The 14,358-nt window shown below is 67.3% G+C and carries 14 protein-coding genes; 10 read left to right on the top strand and 4 right to left on the bottom strand.

The features are described 5' to 3' along the window. The first annotated feature begins 17 nt into the window (after positions 1-17). From ACVOJ1_RS17805 to ACVOJ1_RS17780, 6 genes are all read left to right on the top strand, one after another. Positions 18-2,438, top strand: a complete 2,421-nt coding sequence (locus tag ACVOJ1_RS17805; protein WP_065182422.1) for a TonB-dependent receptor domain-containing protein — start codon at positions 18-20, stop codon at positions 2,436-2,438. Positions 2,439-2,554: 116 nt separating this feature from the next. Then, positions 2,555-3,193, top strand: a complete 639-nt coding sequence (locus ACVOJ1_RS17800; protein WP_346480720.1) for a PepSY-associated TM helix domain-containing protein — start codon at positions 2,555-2,557, stop codon at positions 3,191-3,193. A 31-nt stretch (positions 3,194-3,224) separates the two neighbouring features. Beyond that, the gene (locus ACVOJ1_RS17795; RefSeq protein WP_065174546.1) at positions 3,225-3,743 is read left to right on the top strand and encodes a DUF2271 domain-containing protein; all 519 of its coding nucleotides are present in this window, start codon (positions 3,225-3,227) and stop codon (positions 3,741-3,743) included. Positions 3,744-3,819: 76 nt separating this feature from the next. Beyond that, positions 3,820-4,623: a DUF4198 domain-containing protein gene (locus tag ACVOJ1_RS17790; RefSeq protein WP_262219180.1), complete on the top strand. Its 804-nt coding sequence runs from the start codon at positions 3,820-3,822 to the stop codon at positions 4,621-4,623. Between the two features lie 52 nt (positions 4,624-4,675). Further along, entirely contained in the window at positions 4,676-5,647 is a 972-nt protein-coding gene (locus ACVOJ1_RS17785; RefSeq protein WP_262219179.1) for an FAD:protein FMN transferase, read from the top strand. Further along, the gene (locus ACVOJ1_RS17780; RefSeq protein ID WP_346480719.1) at positions 5,644-7,248 is read left to right on the top strand and encodes a sulfite reductase subunit alpha; all 1,605 of its coding nucleotides are present in this window, start codon (positions 5,644-5,646) and stop codon (positions 7,246-7,248) included. The genes ACVOJ1_RS17785 and ACVOJ1_RS17780 overlap by 4 nt, the downstream gene beginning before the upstream one ends. Positions 7,249-7,302: 54 nt before the next feature. Here the strand turns inward: ACVOJ1_RS17780 and ACVOJ1_RS17775 are convergent, their stop codons facing one another. From ACVOJ1_RS17775 to ACVOJ1_RS17760, 4 genes are all read right to left on the bottom strand, one after another. Then, positions 7,303-7,908: a HutD/Ves family protein gene (locus tag ACVOJ1_RS17775; protein ID WP_346480718.1), complete on the bottom strand. Its 606-nt coding sequence runs from the start codon at positions 7,906-7,908 to the stop codon at positions 7,303-7,305. 34 nt (positions 7,909-7,942) lie between these two features. Beyond that, a complete protein-coding gene (locus ACVOJ1_RS17770) occupies positions 7,943-8,668 on the bottom strand; it encodes a murein L,D-transpeptidase catalytic domain family protein (RefSeq protein ID WP_346480717.1) in 726 nt (241 codons plus the stop codon). A gap of 16 nt (positions 8,669-8,684) precedes the next feature. After that, positions 8,685-9,761 (bottom strand): L,D-transpeptidase, encoded by a 1,077-nt coding sequence (locus ACVOJ1_RS17765; RefSeq protein WP_346480716.1) that lies wholly within the window; start codon positions 9,759-9,761, stop codon positions 8,685-8,687. Positions 9,762-10,099: 338 nt separating this feature from the next. Continuing rightward, positions 10,100-10,426 (bottom strand): ComEA family DNA-binding protein, encoded by a 327-nt coding sequence (locus ACVOJ1_RS17760; protein WP_229765793.1) that lies wholly within the window; start codon positions 10,424-10,426, stop codon positions 10,100-10,102. 198 nt (positions 10,427-10,624) lie between these two features. Here ACVOJ1_RS17760 and ACVOJ1_RS17755 point away from each other — a divergent pair, with 198 nt between their 5' ends. The 4 genes from ACVOJ1_RS17755 to murU all read left to right on the top strand — a co-directional run bounded on the left by ACVOJ1_RS17755 (position 10,625) and on the right by murU (position 14,254). After that, entirely contained in the window at positions 10,625-12,118 is a 1,494-nt protein-coding gene (locus tag ACVOJ1_RS17755) for a M20 family metallopeptidase (RefSeq protein ID WP_053516630.1), read from the top strand. 69 nt (positions 12,119-12,187) lie between these two features. After that, the gene (locus ACVOJ1_RS17750) at positions 12,188-12,457 is read left to right on the top strand and encodes a GlsB/YeaQ/YmgE family stress response membrane protein (protein ID WP_053516629.1); all 270 of its coding nucleotides are present in this window, start codon (positions 12,188-12,190) and stop codon (positions 12,455-12,457) included. A 64-nt stretch (positions 12,458-12,521) separates the two neighbouring features. Next, on the top strand, positions 12,522-13,547 hold the full coding sequence (locus ACVOJ1_RS17745; RefSeq protein WP_346480715.1) for an aminoglycoside phosphotransferase family protein: 1,026 nt from the start codon (positions 12,522-12,524) through the stop codon (positions 13,545-13,547). Further along, entirely contained in the window at positions 13,544-14,254 is a 711-nt protein-coding gene (gene murU, locus ACVOJ1_RS17740) for an N-acetylmuramate alpha-1-phosphate uridylyltransferase MurU (RefSeq protein ID WP_197600949.1), read from the top strand. Before ACVOJ1_RS17745 ends, murU begins: the two co-directional genes overlap by 4 nt. The last annotated feature ends 104 nt before the right edge of the window (positions 14,255-14,358 follow it).

Here is a 14,358-nt window from a genome sequence, read left to right as displayed (position 1 = left end):
CCTTCGAGGTATCTGCCATGGCCCAGCGCCATCGTGTCCGTTCGTCCCTGTCCCGCCCCCTGCTGACCAGCGCCGTGCTGGCGGCGATGGCGGCCCCAGCTTTCGCCCATGCAGAGATCGCCGGAGCGCCGCAGACCCTGGACAAGGTGGTCGTCACCGCCTCCGGCTTCGAACAGAAGATCACCGATGCCCCGGCCAGCATCAGCGTGGTCAGCCGCGAGGAACTGAGCAAGCGCCCCTACACCAGCCTGGTCGATGCGCTGCGCGATGTGGAAGGCATCGACGTCGGCCTGGAAGCCACCGACAAGAATGGCCGCGCCACCGTCTCCATGCGTGGCCTGCCCTCGGAATACACCCTGGTACTGATCGACGGCCGCCGCCAGAGCAACGTCGGCCAGCTGTATCCCAACAACTTCGGTGGCGGACAGTTCTCCTACCTGCCGCCGCTGGATGCGATCGAGCGCATCGAAGTGGTGCGCGGCCCGATGTCCACGCTGTACGGCTCGGATGCGATGGGCGGTGTCATCAACATCATCACCCGCCGCAACCAGGACAGCTGGCACGGCGCGCTGACCCAGGGCTTCACCGTGCAGCAGGACGACCAGTTCGGCGATGCCCGCAGCACCGACGTGTACCTGAGTGGTCCGCTGCTGAAGGACCGCCTGGGCCTGTCCGTGCGCGGCAGCTACTACGATGCGAAGGCGTCCAATCCGGAATGGGATGCGCTGCCGTTGCCCGATGGCACCCTGTGGGAACGCAGCATCGGCTTCGGAGGTGGCGGCAAGTCGGTGGCCAACACCAACTGGAACACGGGCGTGCGCCTGAACGTCCACGTCAATGACGACCACGAACTGTGGCTGGACTACGACGTGTCGCGGCAGAAGTACGACAACAGCGAGGGCCAGACCGGCACGCTCGACAGCCTGGCCAGCCTGTGGCGCGTCGGCAATGCGGTCATCCCCGATCCGGATGGCGGCGGCACCATCACCCGCCGCGTGGTGCAGCCGCGCGTGGGCTACACCGCCTACCAGCGCTATGAGCGTGACCAGGTATCGCTGACCCATCAGGGCCGCTACAGCTTCGGCACCTGGCAGACCTCGCTGACCCACAGCAAGAGCAGCAACCTCGGCCGTTCGCTGCCACTGACCCTGGACGAGCGCGCCAACCTGCAGACGCTGTGGAATGACGTCTGCCGCCGCACCGGCGCCGCCAACAACTGCGCGGCCGGTCGTGGCAATGCGCTGTCTGCCCTCGACCCGAGCGAGATGGCGCGCCTGCAGGCGTTCCTGCCACGTCCGCTGCGCACGATGGAGCTTGAGGGTTACGTGCTCGACACGATGCTCGACCTCGATTTCGGCGCGCACAAACTGACCGTTGGCGGACAGTACAACGACACCGATATGGTCGACGGGGTGTTCGGCATGGATGGCGCCGGCTACCGCAGCAACACCCGGCAGAAGCACCGCATGTGGGCCCTGTTCGCGGAGGACAACTGGGCACTGACCGATACCCTCACGGCGACCTTCGGCCTGCGCTACGACGACCACAACGTGTTCGGCAGCCATGTCAGCCCGCGCGGCTACCTGGTGTGGAATGCGAGCGACGCATGGACCTTCAAGGGCGGTGTCAGCACCGGCTACAAGACACCGCGCCCGGACCAGCTGTTCCCGGGCATCACCGGCTTCGGTGGGCAGGGCGTGCTGCCGCTGGTGGGTTCGCCGAACCTCAAGCCGGAAACCAGCACCAACTACGAGCTGGCTGCCTACTACGAAGGCCAGCGCTGGGGCTTCAACGTGACCGGCTTCTTCAACCGGTTCGACGACAAGATCGCCAGCGGCGGCACCTTCCCGAACTGCGAAGTGGCTCCGGCCGGCAGCGGCTACTGCGTGGACATCGGGCCGGGCTGGGCCTCGCTGGGGTACAGCACCTTCACCCAGAGCGTGAACATCGACAAGGCCGAAACCCGTGGCGCCGAACTGGCCGCGCACGTCGATCTGCTGGAAACCCTGCAGCTGCGGGGCAACTACACCTGGACCCGCAGCGAACAGACCAGTGGCCCGCAGAAGGGACTGCCGATCAGTGGCACCATGCCGGCCCGGCATATGGCCAACGCCAGCCTCAACTGGCAGGTCAGCGACGCGGTCAGTCTGTCGCTGATAGGCGAAGGCCGCTACGACCGCTACCGCGATACGATCCTCGATGCGGCCGGCAACAGCCACGACCGCGTCTACGAGGACTACACGATCTTCCACCTTGGCGGCAGCTGGAAGGCCAACGCATGGCTGACCGTCAACGCACGCGTCAACAACCTGCTCGACAAGGACTTCGTCTCGCAGTCGTGCCTGCTGATCAGCCAGAGCGAGTTCAGCTGCGTGGACGATTACGCGACCAAGGACCAGCGCCGCAGCTACTGGATCTCGCTCAACGCGAGGTTCTGAGGCGACCCTGCCCGGTGCCGGCCTTGGCCGGTACCGGGATACAGAACGATACGCAATTGCGAGCTATTCTCATCAATGATGTAATGCGCAGTCCGCATCCGTCCTGAATCCCCGTCGTGAGCCGTTCCGTTCCCTCCAACGTGCAGCAGCAACAGAGCCGCGGCTTCTGGCTGCGGACGCTGCACCAGTGGCACTGGATCAGCTCGGCGGTGTGCCTGATCGGCATGCTGCTGTTCGCGGTGACCGGGTTGACCCTCAACCATGCAGCGAAGATCGAGGCCAAGCCCGAGGTGCAGAACCAGCAGCTGCAACTGCCGGCCGATCTGCTCGTCCAGCTCGGCACGCGCGAGGACGGCCACGCGCCGATCCCCCGCCCGGCCCGGCAATGGCTGGATACGCAGCTGGGCATCGCCATCGGCGGTCGCCCGGCCGAGTGGTCGGCCGAGGAGATCTACGTGTCGTTGCCGCGCCCCGGCGGCGACGCCTGGCTCAGCATCGATCGCGAAACCGGCGCGGTGGAATACGAATCAACCTCCCGCGGCGTGGTGTCCTACCTCAACGACCTGCACAAGGGCCGCAACGCGGGCCCGGCGTGGGGCTGGTTCCTGGACCTGTTCGCCGTGGCCTGCCTGGTGTTCTGCATCACCGGCCTGTTCCTGCTGCACCTGCATGCACGGCAGCGGCGCATGACCTGGCCGCTGGTCGGCCTCGGCCTGATGATCCCGCTGTTGATCGCCCTGCTGCTGATCCACTGAACCATCGAATCCCCTTCACCGGAGCCGCCCCATGCGCGTCACCCTGACCATCGCCCTCAGCGGCCTGCTGGCCACCTCGCCGGCCTATGCCGCCACGCTCGACATCAACGTCGAGGTGCCCAAGCTCAATGTCGCCGAGTATCACCGTCCCTACGTAGCGGTGTGGCTGGAAGGCGCCGACCAGAAAGTCGCGGCCAACCTGTCGGTCTGGTACCAGCAGACCAGCAACAACGAAGGCCATGGCACCAAGTGGCTGCCCGACCTGCGCCAGTGGTGGCGCAAGAGCGGCCGCACCCTGCAGGTGCCGGTGGACGGCGTGACCGGCCCGACCCGCCCGGCCGGCAAGCACGCGCTGTCGTTCAACGACAAGCAGCCGGCGCTGAAGCAGCTGGCCCCGGGCAACTACACCCTGGTGGTGGAAGCGGTGCGCGAAGTCGGTGGCCGCGAACTGCTGAAGATCCCCTTCACCTGGCCGGCCACCGCCGCACAGAACGGCAAGGCGCAGGGCGCCACCGAACTGGGCCAGGTCACCCTCGCCATCAAACCGTAACCGCCTGAGCCGGGGTCGGATCCCTTCCACAGGAGGGCTCTGACCCCACCCACCCAACGTCCCTGGAGTCTTCCCCATGAAGCGCACGCTCGTCCTCGCCGCCGCTCTGGCCGCTGCCCTTCCCTTTTCCGCACTCGCGCACAAGGCTTGGCTGCTGCCCTCGCAGACCGTGATCGCCGGCAATGCGCCGTGGATCACTGTTGATGGTGCGGTCTCCAACGACCTGTTCTACTTCAACCACGTGCCGCTGCGCCTGGAATCGCTGGTGATCACCGCACCGGACGGCAGCAGCGTGCAGCCGCAGAATGCCTCGACCGGCAAGTACCGCAGCGTGTTCGATCTGGAGCTGAAGCAGCAGGGCACTTACCGCATCGCTTCGGTCAATGACGGCCTGTTCGCCACCTACGAACAGAACGGCGAGCGCAAGCGCTGGCGCGGCAGCGTGGCCACTTTCGGCGAACTGCCCAAGGACGCGGAGAAGCTGGAAGTGAGCCAGTCGGTCGGCCGCGTGGAGACGTTCGTGACCAATGGCGCGCCGAACGATACCGCACTGAAGCCGACCAACCGCGGCATCGAGCTGGTTGCGGTCGGTCACCCGAACGACCTGTTCGCCGGCGAGGAAGCCACTTTCCGCGTGCTGGTCGACGGCAAGCCGACGGCTGGCCTTGCCTTCGAGATCGTGCGCGGCGCCACCCGCTACCGCAACGCGCAGGACGAACTGAAGGTGACCAGCGACGCCAAGGGCGAAATCAAGGTGACCTGGCCGGAAGCCGGCATGTACTGGCTGGAAACCGGCACTGAAGACAACAAGACCTCGGTGAAGCAGGCCGCCAAGCGTCGCCTGAGCTACGTGGCCACGCTGGAAGTGCTGCCGCAGTAATGGGGACCGCGATGCCGGGCACGCCCCGGCATCGCAGCCGCCACGCCCCGTCATGACCGATTCCCTGCTCGACATCGCCCGCCTCGGCGGCACCACCATGGGCACCACCTGGAGCGTGTCGCTGGTCGCGCCGCGCCAGCGCGACCTGCACCCGCTGCACGCCGGCATCCAGGCGCGCCTGGATGATGTGGTCGCCCAGATGAGTACGTGGGACGCCGGCTCGGACCTCAGCCGCTACAACAGCGCCGATGCAGGCCAGTGGTGCACCCTGCCTGCCGAAACCCGTCACGTCCTGTCCTGCGCGCAGTCCATCGCTGCCGCCAGCGACGGTGCGTTCGATCCCACCATCGGCCCGCTGGTGGCACTGTGGGGTTTCGGTGCACATGCCGGCGAACGCCGCCAACCCGATGCCGCCGCCGTGCAGGCCACGCGCGAGCGCTGCGGTTGGCAGCGGTTGCAATGGCGCGGCGATGCGCTGCTGCAACCCGGCGGACTGGAACTGGATCTCTCTGCGATCGCCAAGGGGTTCGGCGTCGATCACGTGGCCGCGTGGCTGCGCGATCAGGGCATCGCTGCTGCACTGATCGAGGTCGGTGGCGAACTGGCCGGCTACGGCCGCAAGCCCGATGGCCAACGGTGGCGCGTGCTGGTGGAATCTGCGCCGGAAGAAGACGCGCACGCCAAAACACCACCGCGGGTGCTGGCGCTGGACGGCAAGGCGGTCGCTACCTCCGGCGATCGCTGGCATCACTTTCAGGCCGATGGCGAGGCCTACAGCCACAGCCTCGACCCGCGCACCGGCAGGCCGGTACGCCAGGTTGCAGCGGCGGTGACGGTGGTCGCCGACGACGCGATGCATGCTGATGCCTGGGCCACCGCACTCACCGTACTCGGCCGCGAGCACGGCATGGCGCTGGCCGAACGCGAAGGACTGGCCGCACGCTACCTGCATCGCGCAGCGGATGGCCCGCACGAGTTTCTCAGCAGCGCCTTCCAGCGCCTGCTCGACGAGCGGGACGCATGAGCGCACGGCCGTCGCGCGCGCTGCTCGGCAACGCGCTTGTACTGATCCTGCTGGCGCTGATCGGCTGGGCGCTGCTGCGACTGCATCTCGGCGAAGCCTGGTGGCAGGGCGCACCGCCGGCGCGGCAATCGCAGATCGCCATCATCGCCACCGCGCTCTATGCGCTGGTCTGCACCGCACTGTGGTGGCGTGGGCGACCGCGCGACGATGCTGCCTCTGGCGACGTCGCGCCGATCCTGCTGGTCTGGTCCAGCCAGACCGGCTTCGCCCGCGAACTGGCCGAACGCAGTGCCGAGGCATTGCGTGGTGCCGGCGTGCCGGTGCGTGTGCGCGGTCTGCATGAGGTCGACGCCACGTTGCTGGCCGGCAGCCAGCGTGCACTGTTCATCGCCAGTACCACCGGCGAAGGCGACCCGCCCGATCATGCAGTGCCCTTCCTGCGCCATATGATGGCCCTGCCGTCATCGCTGCAGCATCTTTCGTACGGCGTTCTCGCCCTGGGTGATCGCAGCTACGGTCACTTCTGCGCATTCGGTCACCAGCTCGACGACTGGCTGCGCCAGCACGGCGCACATGCCCTGTTCGACGCCATCGAGGTCGACAACGCCGATCCCGCTGCACTGCGGCACTGGCAGCAACTGCTCGGACAACTTGCCGGTGGGGCCAGCGAACTGCCCGACTGGAGCCCGGCCGAATATCAGCCGTGGACGCTGCTGCAACGCCGGCACCTCAATCCCGGCAGCCAGGGCGGACCGGTGTACTGGCTGCGCCTGCAGGCGCCTGCCATCGACGGCGTGCGCTGGCAGGCCGGCGACATTGCCGAGATCGGCCCGCAGCACGCGCGGCACAGCGCGCGGGCCTGGCTGGAATCACAGGGTTTCGATCCGCAGACGGTGCTCGAGGACGGCCAGACGCTGCTGGCCCGTGTCGAACGCTCGCACCTGCCCTCACTGGTGCCACCGGGTGATCTGCCCGCCCTGCTGGCGGCCCTGCAGCCGCTGCCGCATCGTGAGTACTCCATCGCTTCGGTGATGGAGGATGGTGCGGTGGAACTGCTGGTGCGCCGGCAGCTGCGTGCCGATGGCACGCCCGGCATCGGCAGTGCCTGGCTGTGCGACCACGCCGTCATCGGCGAGCCGGTACAACTGCGCCTGCGCCGCAACGACAACTTCCACGGTGCCGCCGTTGCGGCGCCGCTGATGCTGATCGGCAATGGCACGGGCATCGCCAGCCTGCGTGCACACCTGCATGAGCGCGCGGCCGTCGGCGCGCACCGCACCTGGCTGCTGTTCGGCGAGCGCTCGGCCGCGCACGACTTCCATTTCGGTGACGAACTGCGGGCGATGCTGGCGGCCGGCACGCTGCAGCGTCTGGATACGGTGTTCAGCCGTGACGGCGGCAGCCACCGTTACGTGCAGGACCGCCTGCTGGCGGAGGCGGCAACGCTGCGGCAATGGGTCGATGAAGGTGCCACGATCCTGGTCTGCGGCAGCCTGCAGGGCATGGCGCCAGCCGTGGATGCGGTCATCGAGCAGGTGCTGGGTACCGACGGCAAGGAGGCCCTGCTGGTGGCCGGCCGTTACCGCCGTGATGTGTATTAGCCCAGGCAGCGCCCAGCGCATGCGCGGATGATGCCCATCGGCGCATGCGAATCATCAGTCCGCGGCGCTCAACCGTATCGCCAGCAGCTCGCCACTGCCCTGCAGCGCATGCCGCTGGCGCTCGCCGGCCGCCAGCCATGCAGTGTCGCCTGCCTGCATCGGCGGCAAGCCACTGTCCTCGGCAAAGCCGGCCTCACCCGCCAGCAGGTGCAGCGCCCAGGCCACGCCTGGCTCGCAGAAGAAGAACATCGACCCCACCAGCGGCCGGTGCAGCAGCTCGGCGTGCAACTGCCCGCGCTTCCACATCAGGTTGAAATCATGGGTGGTGCCATCGACCAGTTCGCCGTGCAGTGCCTCCTCGCCGGCAAAGCGCACGCGACCATGCGGCGGCAGCACCTCCGCCACCCGGCCATCGGCGAAGCGCAGGCGCACACCGTTGCCCTGCAGCAGCACCAGTTCGCGCTCCACGCCCGGAAATGCGGAGAACGCGGCATCCTGCTCGATCTCCGCCACGGACAGGCGCAGGGCCCAGTCGTCCCCGTGCACCGGCAGCCGCAGGATTTCGCGGGTCCAGCCCAGGCCATTGCGCCAGCGTTCGCGGCGGTAATCCAGGCGGGCAATCACCTGGCTCGGAGTCTTCAGCAGCGCATCGATATCCATGCCTGCATTGCACCACGCCACGTGCAATCGCGCATCAGCGCGTGGCGACCGTACCCTGCGCGCCGCACTGGCCACCCAGCAGCTGCGAATGCTTCAGCCAGTCCTGGTCGGGGTAATAGGCGAACACCATCGTGCCACCACGCAACGCGTCGATCAGCGGCCTGGCCACCGACAGCCGCACCGCCGGACACCCCAGGCTGCGGCCCAGCCGACCCTGCAGCTGGGCGGTCGCCGGATTCACGTAGGGGGCGCCATGAATGACGATCGCACGCTCGCGCGCGCGGTCGTTGAAGCCCGGTTCCAGCCCGGCCAGCCGCAATGAGTAGCCGTTGCCGCCCATGTAGGTTTCCTGCGCGGTGAACACACCGAGGCTGGACATGTAACTGCCGTCGCGATTGGAAAAATGCTCGGTCCGGTTCTCACCACTGTTGCGGCCGTGCGCCACCCATTCCTCGAACAACAGCCGCTGCTGCGCCAGGTCGAACACCCACAGGCGCGGCTCGGTGGAGGGCCGCGAATAGTCGATCACGCTCAGGCGTTCGCCGCTGATGCCCAGCTCCGGTCGCAACAGGGCGCAGCGCATGGCCTGCGCCGCCAGCTGCAGCACATGGCGATCGGCCTTCGGCGCGGTGCGTGCCAGCAGGGCGGCCAGATCCTCGGCACGGGTCGCGATGGCGGGCGTCTGCGCCAACGCGGGTGCGCTGGCCGAGGTTGCCAGCAGGCCAAGCGTGGCCAGCCGGCACAGGCGGGATGCGGTCATGGACGGGACACAGGACTCAGTTGCCTGTGAGAGTGGACCCTGCCGGCTCGGATTCCAAGACCGGCTGCAGGCCGGATTCAGCCGGGCTTGGGCGCACGGCGGGCAGCGAGGTCACCAGCAGCGTCGTGCCCGGCACCAGCACCTGGTACAGCTGGCGGGCGAAATCGGCCGGCAGCGCCAATGGCAGCGACGGCGTGGCCAACAGGTCCGGGGTCGCATGCGCACGGTCCTGGCCCAGCAACGGATAGGCCGTCCATTGATGCAGGCGCTGCTTCGCATCGAGCGGGCTGGGAACATCGCTGTAGCCCTGCCCCATCACGAACAGCGTGGTGCCCTGGAAGGCTGGCAGCGCGTCGGCTTTCAGCGGCGATTCGCCAATCATCACGCCGTCGCGCAGGACGTACAGCCGCTGGTCGTGCAGGCTGACCAGGATGCCGACCTGCCCGGCCGGCGCCGCGCTGTCGTTCCACCAGGCCGCCGCCACACTGCCGTCGGTGGTCTCGGGCAGGGCCTCGCCGCGCGCGTTGACTGGCGCCAGTACGGCGGGATAGGCCAGCGTCATCGGCGCGCTCTTGGCATCGGCCACCACCACCGTATCGCCGCGCCGGGTCTCGCTGAACAGCTTCTGCGCGAACGCCTGGGGCAGCCGTACGCATCCATGCGAGGCCGGATGCCCCGGCAGGCTGCCGCCATGCAGGGCGATGCCGTCCCAGGTCAGCCGCTGCATGTACGGCATCGGTGCGCTGTTATAGAGGTTGGAGCGGTGGTCCTTGTCCTTCTGCAGGATCGTGAACACCCCGGTCGGCGTCTCGTGTCCCGCCTTGCCCGAACTGATCGTGGTCAGCCCGATGGCGATCCCGTTGCGATACACGTAGGCGCGCTGCTCGTCCAGACTGACGACCAGCACGATCGGGCCGGCCGGGGAAATCTCCGGATGCCAGAGGAATTCGCCCGGCTTGAGATCAGTAGGCCCGCGTTCGGCGGCCACCGGCCCGGACGGGTCGGTCGAGTGCGAAGACGGCGGCCCGGCCTGCACGGTCAGCGGCAGTGCCAGGACAAGGGAGAGCATCAGGGACGGACGGTGCAGACGCATCCAGCGGAGGTTCCATTCCATGCGAAGCGGTCACCGTACACCATCGCGCCGTAGCGAACGCGCCAAAAGAGAATGCCCGGCGACACAACCCTGTGTCGTACCGGGCAATCGTCACGTCCTTGTCGGCCTGCTGCCTCCCCCGCGCGTCCTGCGAAGTGGGGGTGGCGTTGCATCCTGCACGCGGCCGCGTCTGTCCTGCTTGTATCTCAGCCCCTTCCACAGGTCTGTGATGCCACCGTCCTGGTGATTGGTGCCGCATCCTGCGACGGTCGGTGAACACAGCCTCCCTGGCGGTGCCCGGTGGACCGGCCTCCTGCGGGTCCCGACGATTCCTGTTGTCAACGCCTTGGTACGGTCCGCACCGGTACCGATCCGGGTACCGGATCCGCGGGCAACAGCCTGTCGCCTACGGTGATCCGCTGTCGATTCCGTTCGACGATCACTGTCCCTATCCCCTTCACCTGCGTCAGATCCTCGACGCGCTTGAAGGGCCCGTGTCTGCGCCGGTGCTCGACGATCGCCGCAGCCTTCCTGGCTCCGACCATCGTCAATCCCTGCTGCAGCGCCTGGACATCGGCCCGGTTGATGTCGATCGGTTCGGCGGCATGCGCCCCTGCGATCCCCATTGCCAGTACCAGTGCCCTCAACACGACTAACCAAGGCACGACGTATAACTCCTTGTGGTTCTGGCCGCCCCGACCGGCAATCCCGTCGGTAGGAACAGTGTCCGTCACCACATACACACAGACTATCGGTTTCGTGGATTTCTAAAAGCCAGCCAAATACCCGACGTGATGTAGGAAAAACCCTACCCCCGGCGCAGGCGTAGAATGGCTGGATCAGCCATGCAACCGGAGTTTCAGATGGACAGCGCCAAGCTCGGCCAATTCGTGAATGACAAGTGGGACAGCGAAATCGTCCCGCAGTTGGTCGACTACATCCGCATTCCCAACAAGTCGCCGATGTTCGACGCCAATTGGGTGCAGAACGGCTACATGGAACAGGCGGTCACCCTGATGGAGACCTGGGCCAAGGCACAGGAGCTGCCGGGCCTGAAGGTCGAAGTGGTCCGCCTGGAAGGCCGTACCCCGCTGATTCTTCTGGAAATTCCCGCCACCGGCAGTGAAACCGGCGACGACACCATCCTGCTCTACGGGCACCTGGACAAGCAGCCGGAAATGACCGGCTGGGACGACGACCTGGGCCCGTGGACCCCGGTCCTGCGTGGCGACAAGCTCTATGGCCGCGGCGGCGCCGACGATGGCTACGCGATCTTCGGTTCGCTGGCCGCCGTGCTGGCCCTGCAGGCCCAGGGCCTGCCGCACGCGCGCTGCGTGGTCCTGATCGAAGCCTGTGAAGAGTCCGGCAGTTACGACCTGCCCGCCTACGTGGACCATCTGGCCGACCGCATCGGCAAGCCGTCGCTGGTGGTCTGCCTGGATTCGGGCTGCGCCAACTACGACCAGCTCTGGTGCACCACGTCGCTGCGCGGTCTCACCGGGGGCAACTTCACCGTCAAGGTGCTCAACGAAGGCGTGCATTCCGGCGATGCCTCCGGCGTGGTGCCGTCCAGCTTCCGCCTGCTGCGCCAGCTGCTGTCGCGCATCGAGGACCAGGACACCGGCCGCATCCTGATCGACGGCATGAACGTGGAAATCCCGGCCGAGCGCCAGGAACAGGCCAAGCGTGCCGCCGAAGTGGTCGATACGGCCATCTTCGAGAAGTTCCCGCTGGTCGATGGCCTGCGCCCGATGAACGAAGACCTCACCGAGCTGGTGCTCAACCGCACCTGGCGCCCGGCGTTGTCGGTCACCGGAATCGGCGGCATGCCGCCGCTGGAATCGGCCGGCAACGTGCTGCGCCCGCAGACCTCGGTGAAGCTGTCGCTGCGCCTGCCGCCCACCGCCGATGGCAAGACCTGCGGCGAGCTGCTGAAAGAAGCGCTGCTGCGCGATCCGCCGAACGGCGCGCAGGTCACCCTGGATCTGGAAAAGGCCTCCACCGGCTGGAATGCCCCGGCCATGGCGCCGTGGCTGACCAAGGCCATCGACGAAGCCAGCCAGACCTTCTTCGGCAAGCCGGCGATGTACATGGGCGAAGGCGGCTCGATTCCGTTCATGGGCATGCTGGGCGAGAAGTTCCCCGGTGCCCAGTTCATGATCACCGGCGTGCTTGGCCCGCACTCGAACGCGCACGGCCCGAACGAGTTCCTGCACATTCCGATGGGCAAGAAGGTCACCGCCTGCGTGTCCAAGGTGATCAGCGAGCACTACGCCGCCAGCCTGCGTGGCGAGACCAGTGGTTCGCCGGTGGCCGCCGACAGCGGCACGCGCCATGGCGACCACGGCTGCTGCTGATCCGGCACACCGTGACGGACGCAGCCCGGCCTTGCTAGGCTGCGTTCTTCTCAAGCGGAACGCACACGCATGAATGGTCTGTTCGGCAGCAGCAGCTGGCTGTACATCCTGCTGGTCGGCTTCTTCGTCGGCCTGCTCGGGCGCTTCTTCATGCCGGGCAACAACCGCATGGGCTGCCTGCTGACCATCGTGCTGGGCATCCTCGGTGCCCTGCTGGCCGGCTGGTTTGGTCAGTACATGGGCTGGTACGCCCCGGGCGAACCGGCTGGATTCCTCGGCGCCGTGGTCGGCGCGGTGGCCGTGCTGGCGATCCTGCGCCTGTTCAGCGGTCGCCGCTGAAACGGCCCCACCTTTCCCTCCTGTCCCCGACGTCGGCGCGCCCCGCGCGCCCGGATATGCCCGCATGACCGAACCCGCCTCCGATCCCCAGCGCAGCGCGCAGCGACTGCAGTGGGCCCGTATCCAGCTTGGCGATGCACAGGCCGTGGTTGAACGTGCCTCGGTCGATGCGGGCATGCGCAGCTACTGGCGCGTCACCGGTACACGCGGCAGCCACATCGTGATGGATGCTCCGCCGGGACTGGAAGACCCCCGCCCCTGGCTGCGCATGCGCGGCCTGCTGCACGACCATGGCCTGCGTGTGCCGGCCCTGCTTGCGCAGGATCTGGACGCCGGCTTCCTGCTGCTGGAGGATCTCGGCGGTCCTACCCTGGCGAGAATCCTCGACGAGCGCAACGCCGATGAATGGTTCGGCCGCGCCATCGATCAGCTGCTGCGCCTGCAGGCGATCCCGGTGCCGGCCGACTTCGGCCAGTTCGGCGAAGCCCTGCTGCAGCGCGATGCCGGCCTGTTCGACGAATGGTTCCTGCAGCGCCATCTCAACCTGCAGCTGGACTGCGGCGAAATCGAGGGCCTGCAGCTGGTCCATCGCCGGTTGATGGACAACGCACTGGGCCAGGCGCAGCTGATGACCCACCGCGACTACATGCCGCGCAATCTGATGCCCGTTGCCGACGGTCCGGCCGTGCTGGATTTCCAGGATCTGGTGCGGGGCCCGATCGCCTACGATGCCGTGAGCCTGTTCAAGGACGCGTTCCTGAGCTGGCCGCTGCAGCGCGTGGACGAGTGGCTCGCGCAGTACCACGCGCGCGCGCACGCTGCGGGCCTGCCGGTGCCCGACCGTGCGACCTTCCTGCGTGACGCGGACTGGATGGGCATCCAGCGCCACGTGAAGATCCTGGGCCTGTTCTGCCGCCTGCGTTACCGCGACAACAAGGGTCATTACCTGGACGATGCGCCGCGCTTCATCACCTATCTGGACGAAGTACTGCCGCGCTACCGCGAGCTGACCCCCCTGCGGCAGCTGCTGGACACACGCATCAAGCCGGCGCTGGCCGAGCTCGGCACACCGATGCGCGTGGCCCGATGAAGGCGCTGATCTTCGCCGCCGGCCTGGGCGAACGCATGCGCCCGCTGACCCTGCACACACCCAAGCCGCTGCTCGCAGTGGCCGGCAAGCCGCTGATCGTCTGGCACCTGGAGCGCCTGGCCGCCTGCGGCGTGCGCGATATCGTGGTCAATACCGCGTGGCTGGCGGAACAATTCCCGGCGATGCTCGGCGATGGCAGCCGATGGGGTGTGCGCCTGCACTTCATGCATGAAGGCGATACCCCGCTGGAGACCGGCGGAGGCATTCTCAATGCTCTGCCGGCACTGGGTGAGGATCCGTTCCTGGTGGTCAACGGCGACATCTGGACCGATTTCGATTTCGCCACACTACCGCGCGAGCCGCGGGGCCAGGCGCATCTGGTGCTGGTCGACAACCCCACGCAGCATCCGCACGGTGATTACCGGCTGGACACACAGGGCCTGCTGCACCATGACCGCGAAGGACCGTGCCTGACCTATGCCGGCATCGGCGTGTACCGCCCTTCAATCGTGGCCGACTGGCGCACGGTGATTGGTGATGCGCCGGGCAGCGAGCGGCTGCCGCCGAAGTTCTCGGTGGTGCCACTGCAGAAGCACTTCATGGCGCAGGGATTGATGATGGGGCAGCACCATCGCGGGCGCTGGACCGACGTCGGCACGGTGGATCGCCTGCGCGCGCTGGATGTTGAGTTGGCGGCGAACGGCTGAGCCCCTCGTGGTTGGTCGCGTAGAGCGGATCGCGTGTTTGGCCGGGCGGGTGGGCCATGCAGGGGACGCTGCAAGTACGTCCCTGTAAGCTCGATGGCGCCATC

The sequence above is a fragment of the Stenotrophomonas sp. STEN225 genome (assembly GCF_056756445.1).
The sequence above is the reverse complement of the archived record's forward strand: the minus strand, read 5'-3'. Positions and strand labels throughout refer to the sequence as shown.

Excerpts from the sequence above, each read along its gene's own strand:
- ACVOJ1_RS17805 (WP_065182422.1), top strand. The coding sequence starts at position 18 with ATGGCCCAGCGCCATCGTGTCCGTTCGTCCCTGTCCCGCCCCCTGCTG.
- ACVOJ1_RS17795 (WP_065174546.1), top strand. The coding sequence starts at position 3,225 with ATGCGCGTCACCCTGACCATCGCCCTCAGCGGCCTGCTGGCCACCTCG.
- ACVOJ1_RS17790 (WP_262219180.1), top strand. The coding sequence starts at position 3,820 with ATGAAGCGCACGCTCGTCCTCGCCGCCGCTCTGGCCGCTGCCCTTCCC.
- ACVOJ1_RS17785 (WP_262219179.1), top strand. The coding sequence starts at position 4,676 with ATGACCGATTCCCTGCTCGACATCGCCCGCCTCGGCGGCACCACCATG.
- ACVOJ1_RS17780 (WP_346480719.1), top strand. The coding sequence starts at position 5,644 with ATGAGCGCACGGCCGTCGCGCGCGCTGCTCGGCAACGCGCTTGTACTG.
- ACVOJ1_RS17775 (WP_346480718.1), bottom strand. The coding sequence starts at position 7,908 with ATGGATATCGATGCGCTGCTGAAGACTCCGAGCCAGGTGATTGCCCGC.
- ACVOJ1_RS17770 (WP_346480717.1), bottom strand. The coding sequence starts at position 8,668 with ATGACCGCATCCCGCCTGTGCCGGCTGGCCACGCTTGGCCTGCTGGCA.
- ACVOJ1_RS17765 (WP_346480716.1), bottom strand. The coding sequence starts at position 9,761 with ATGCGTCTGCACCGTCCGTCCCTGATGCTCTCCCTTGTCCTGGCACTG.
- ACVOJ1_RS17755 (WP_053516630.1), top strand. The coding sequence starts at position 10,625 with ATGGACAGCGCCAAGCTCGGCCAATTCGTGAATGACAAGTGGGACAGC.
- ACVOJ1_RS17750 (WP_053516629.1), top strand. The coding sequence starts at position 12,188 with ATGAATGGTCTGTTCGGCAGCAGCAGCTGGCTGTACATCCTGCTGGTC.
- ACVOJ1_RS17745 (WP_346480715.1), top strand. The coding sequence starts at position 12,522 with ATGACCGAACCCGCCTCCGATCCCCAGCGCAGCGCGCAGCGACTGCAG.
- murU (WP_197600949.1), top strand. The coding sequence starts at position 13,544 with ATGAAGGCGCTGATCTTCGCCGCCGGCCTGGGCGAACGCATGCGCCCG.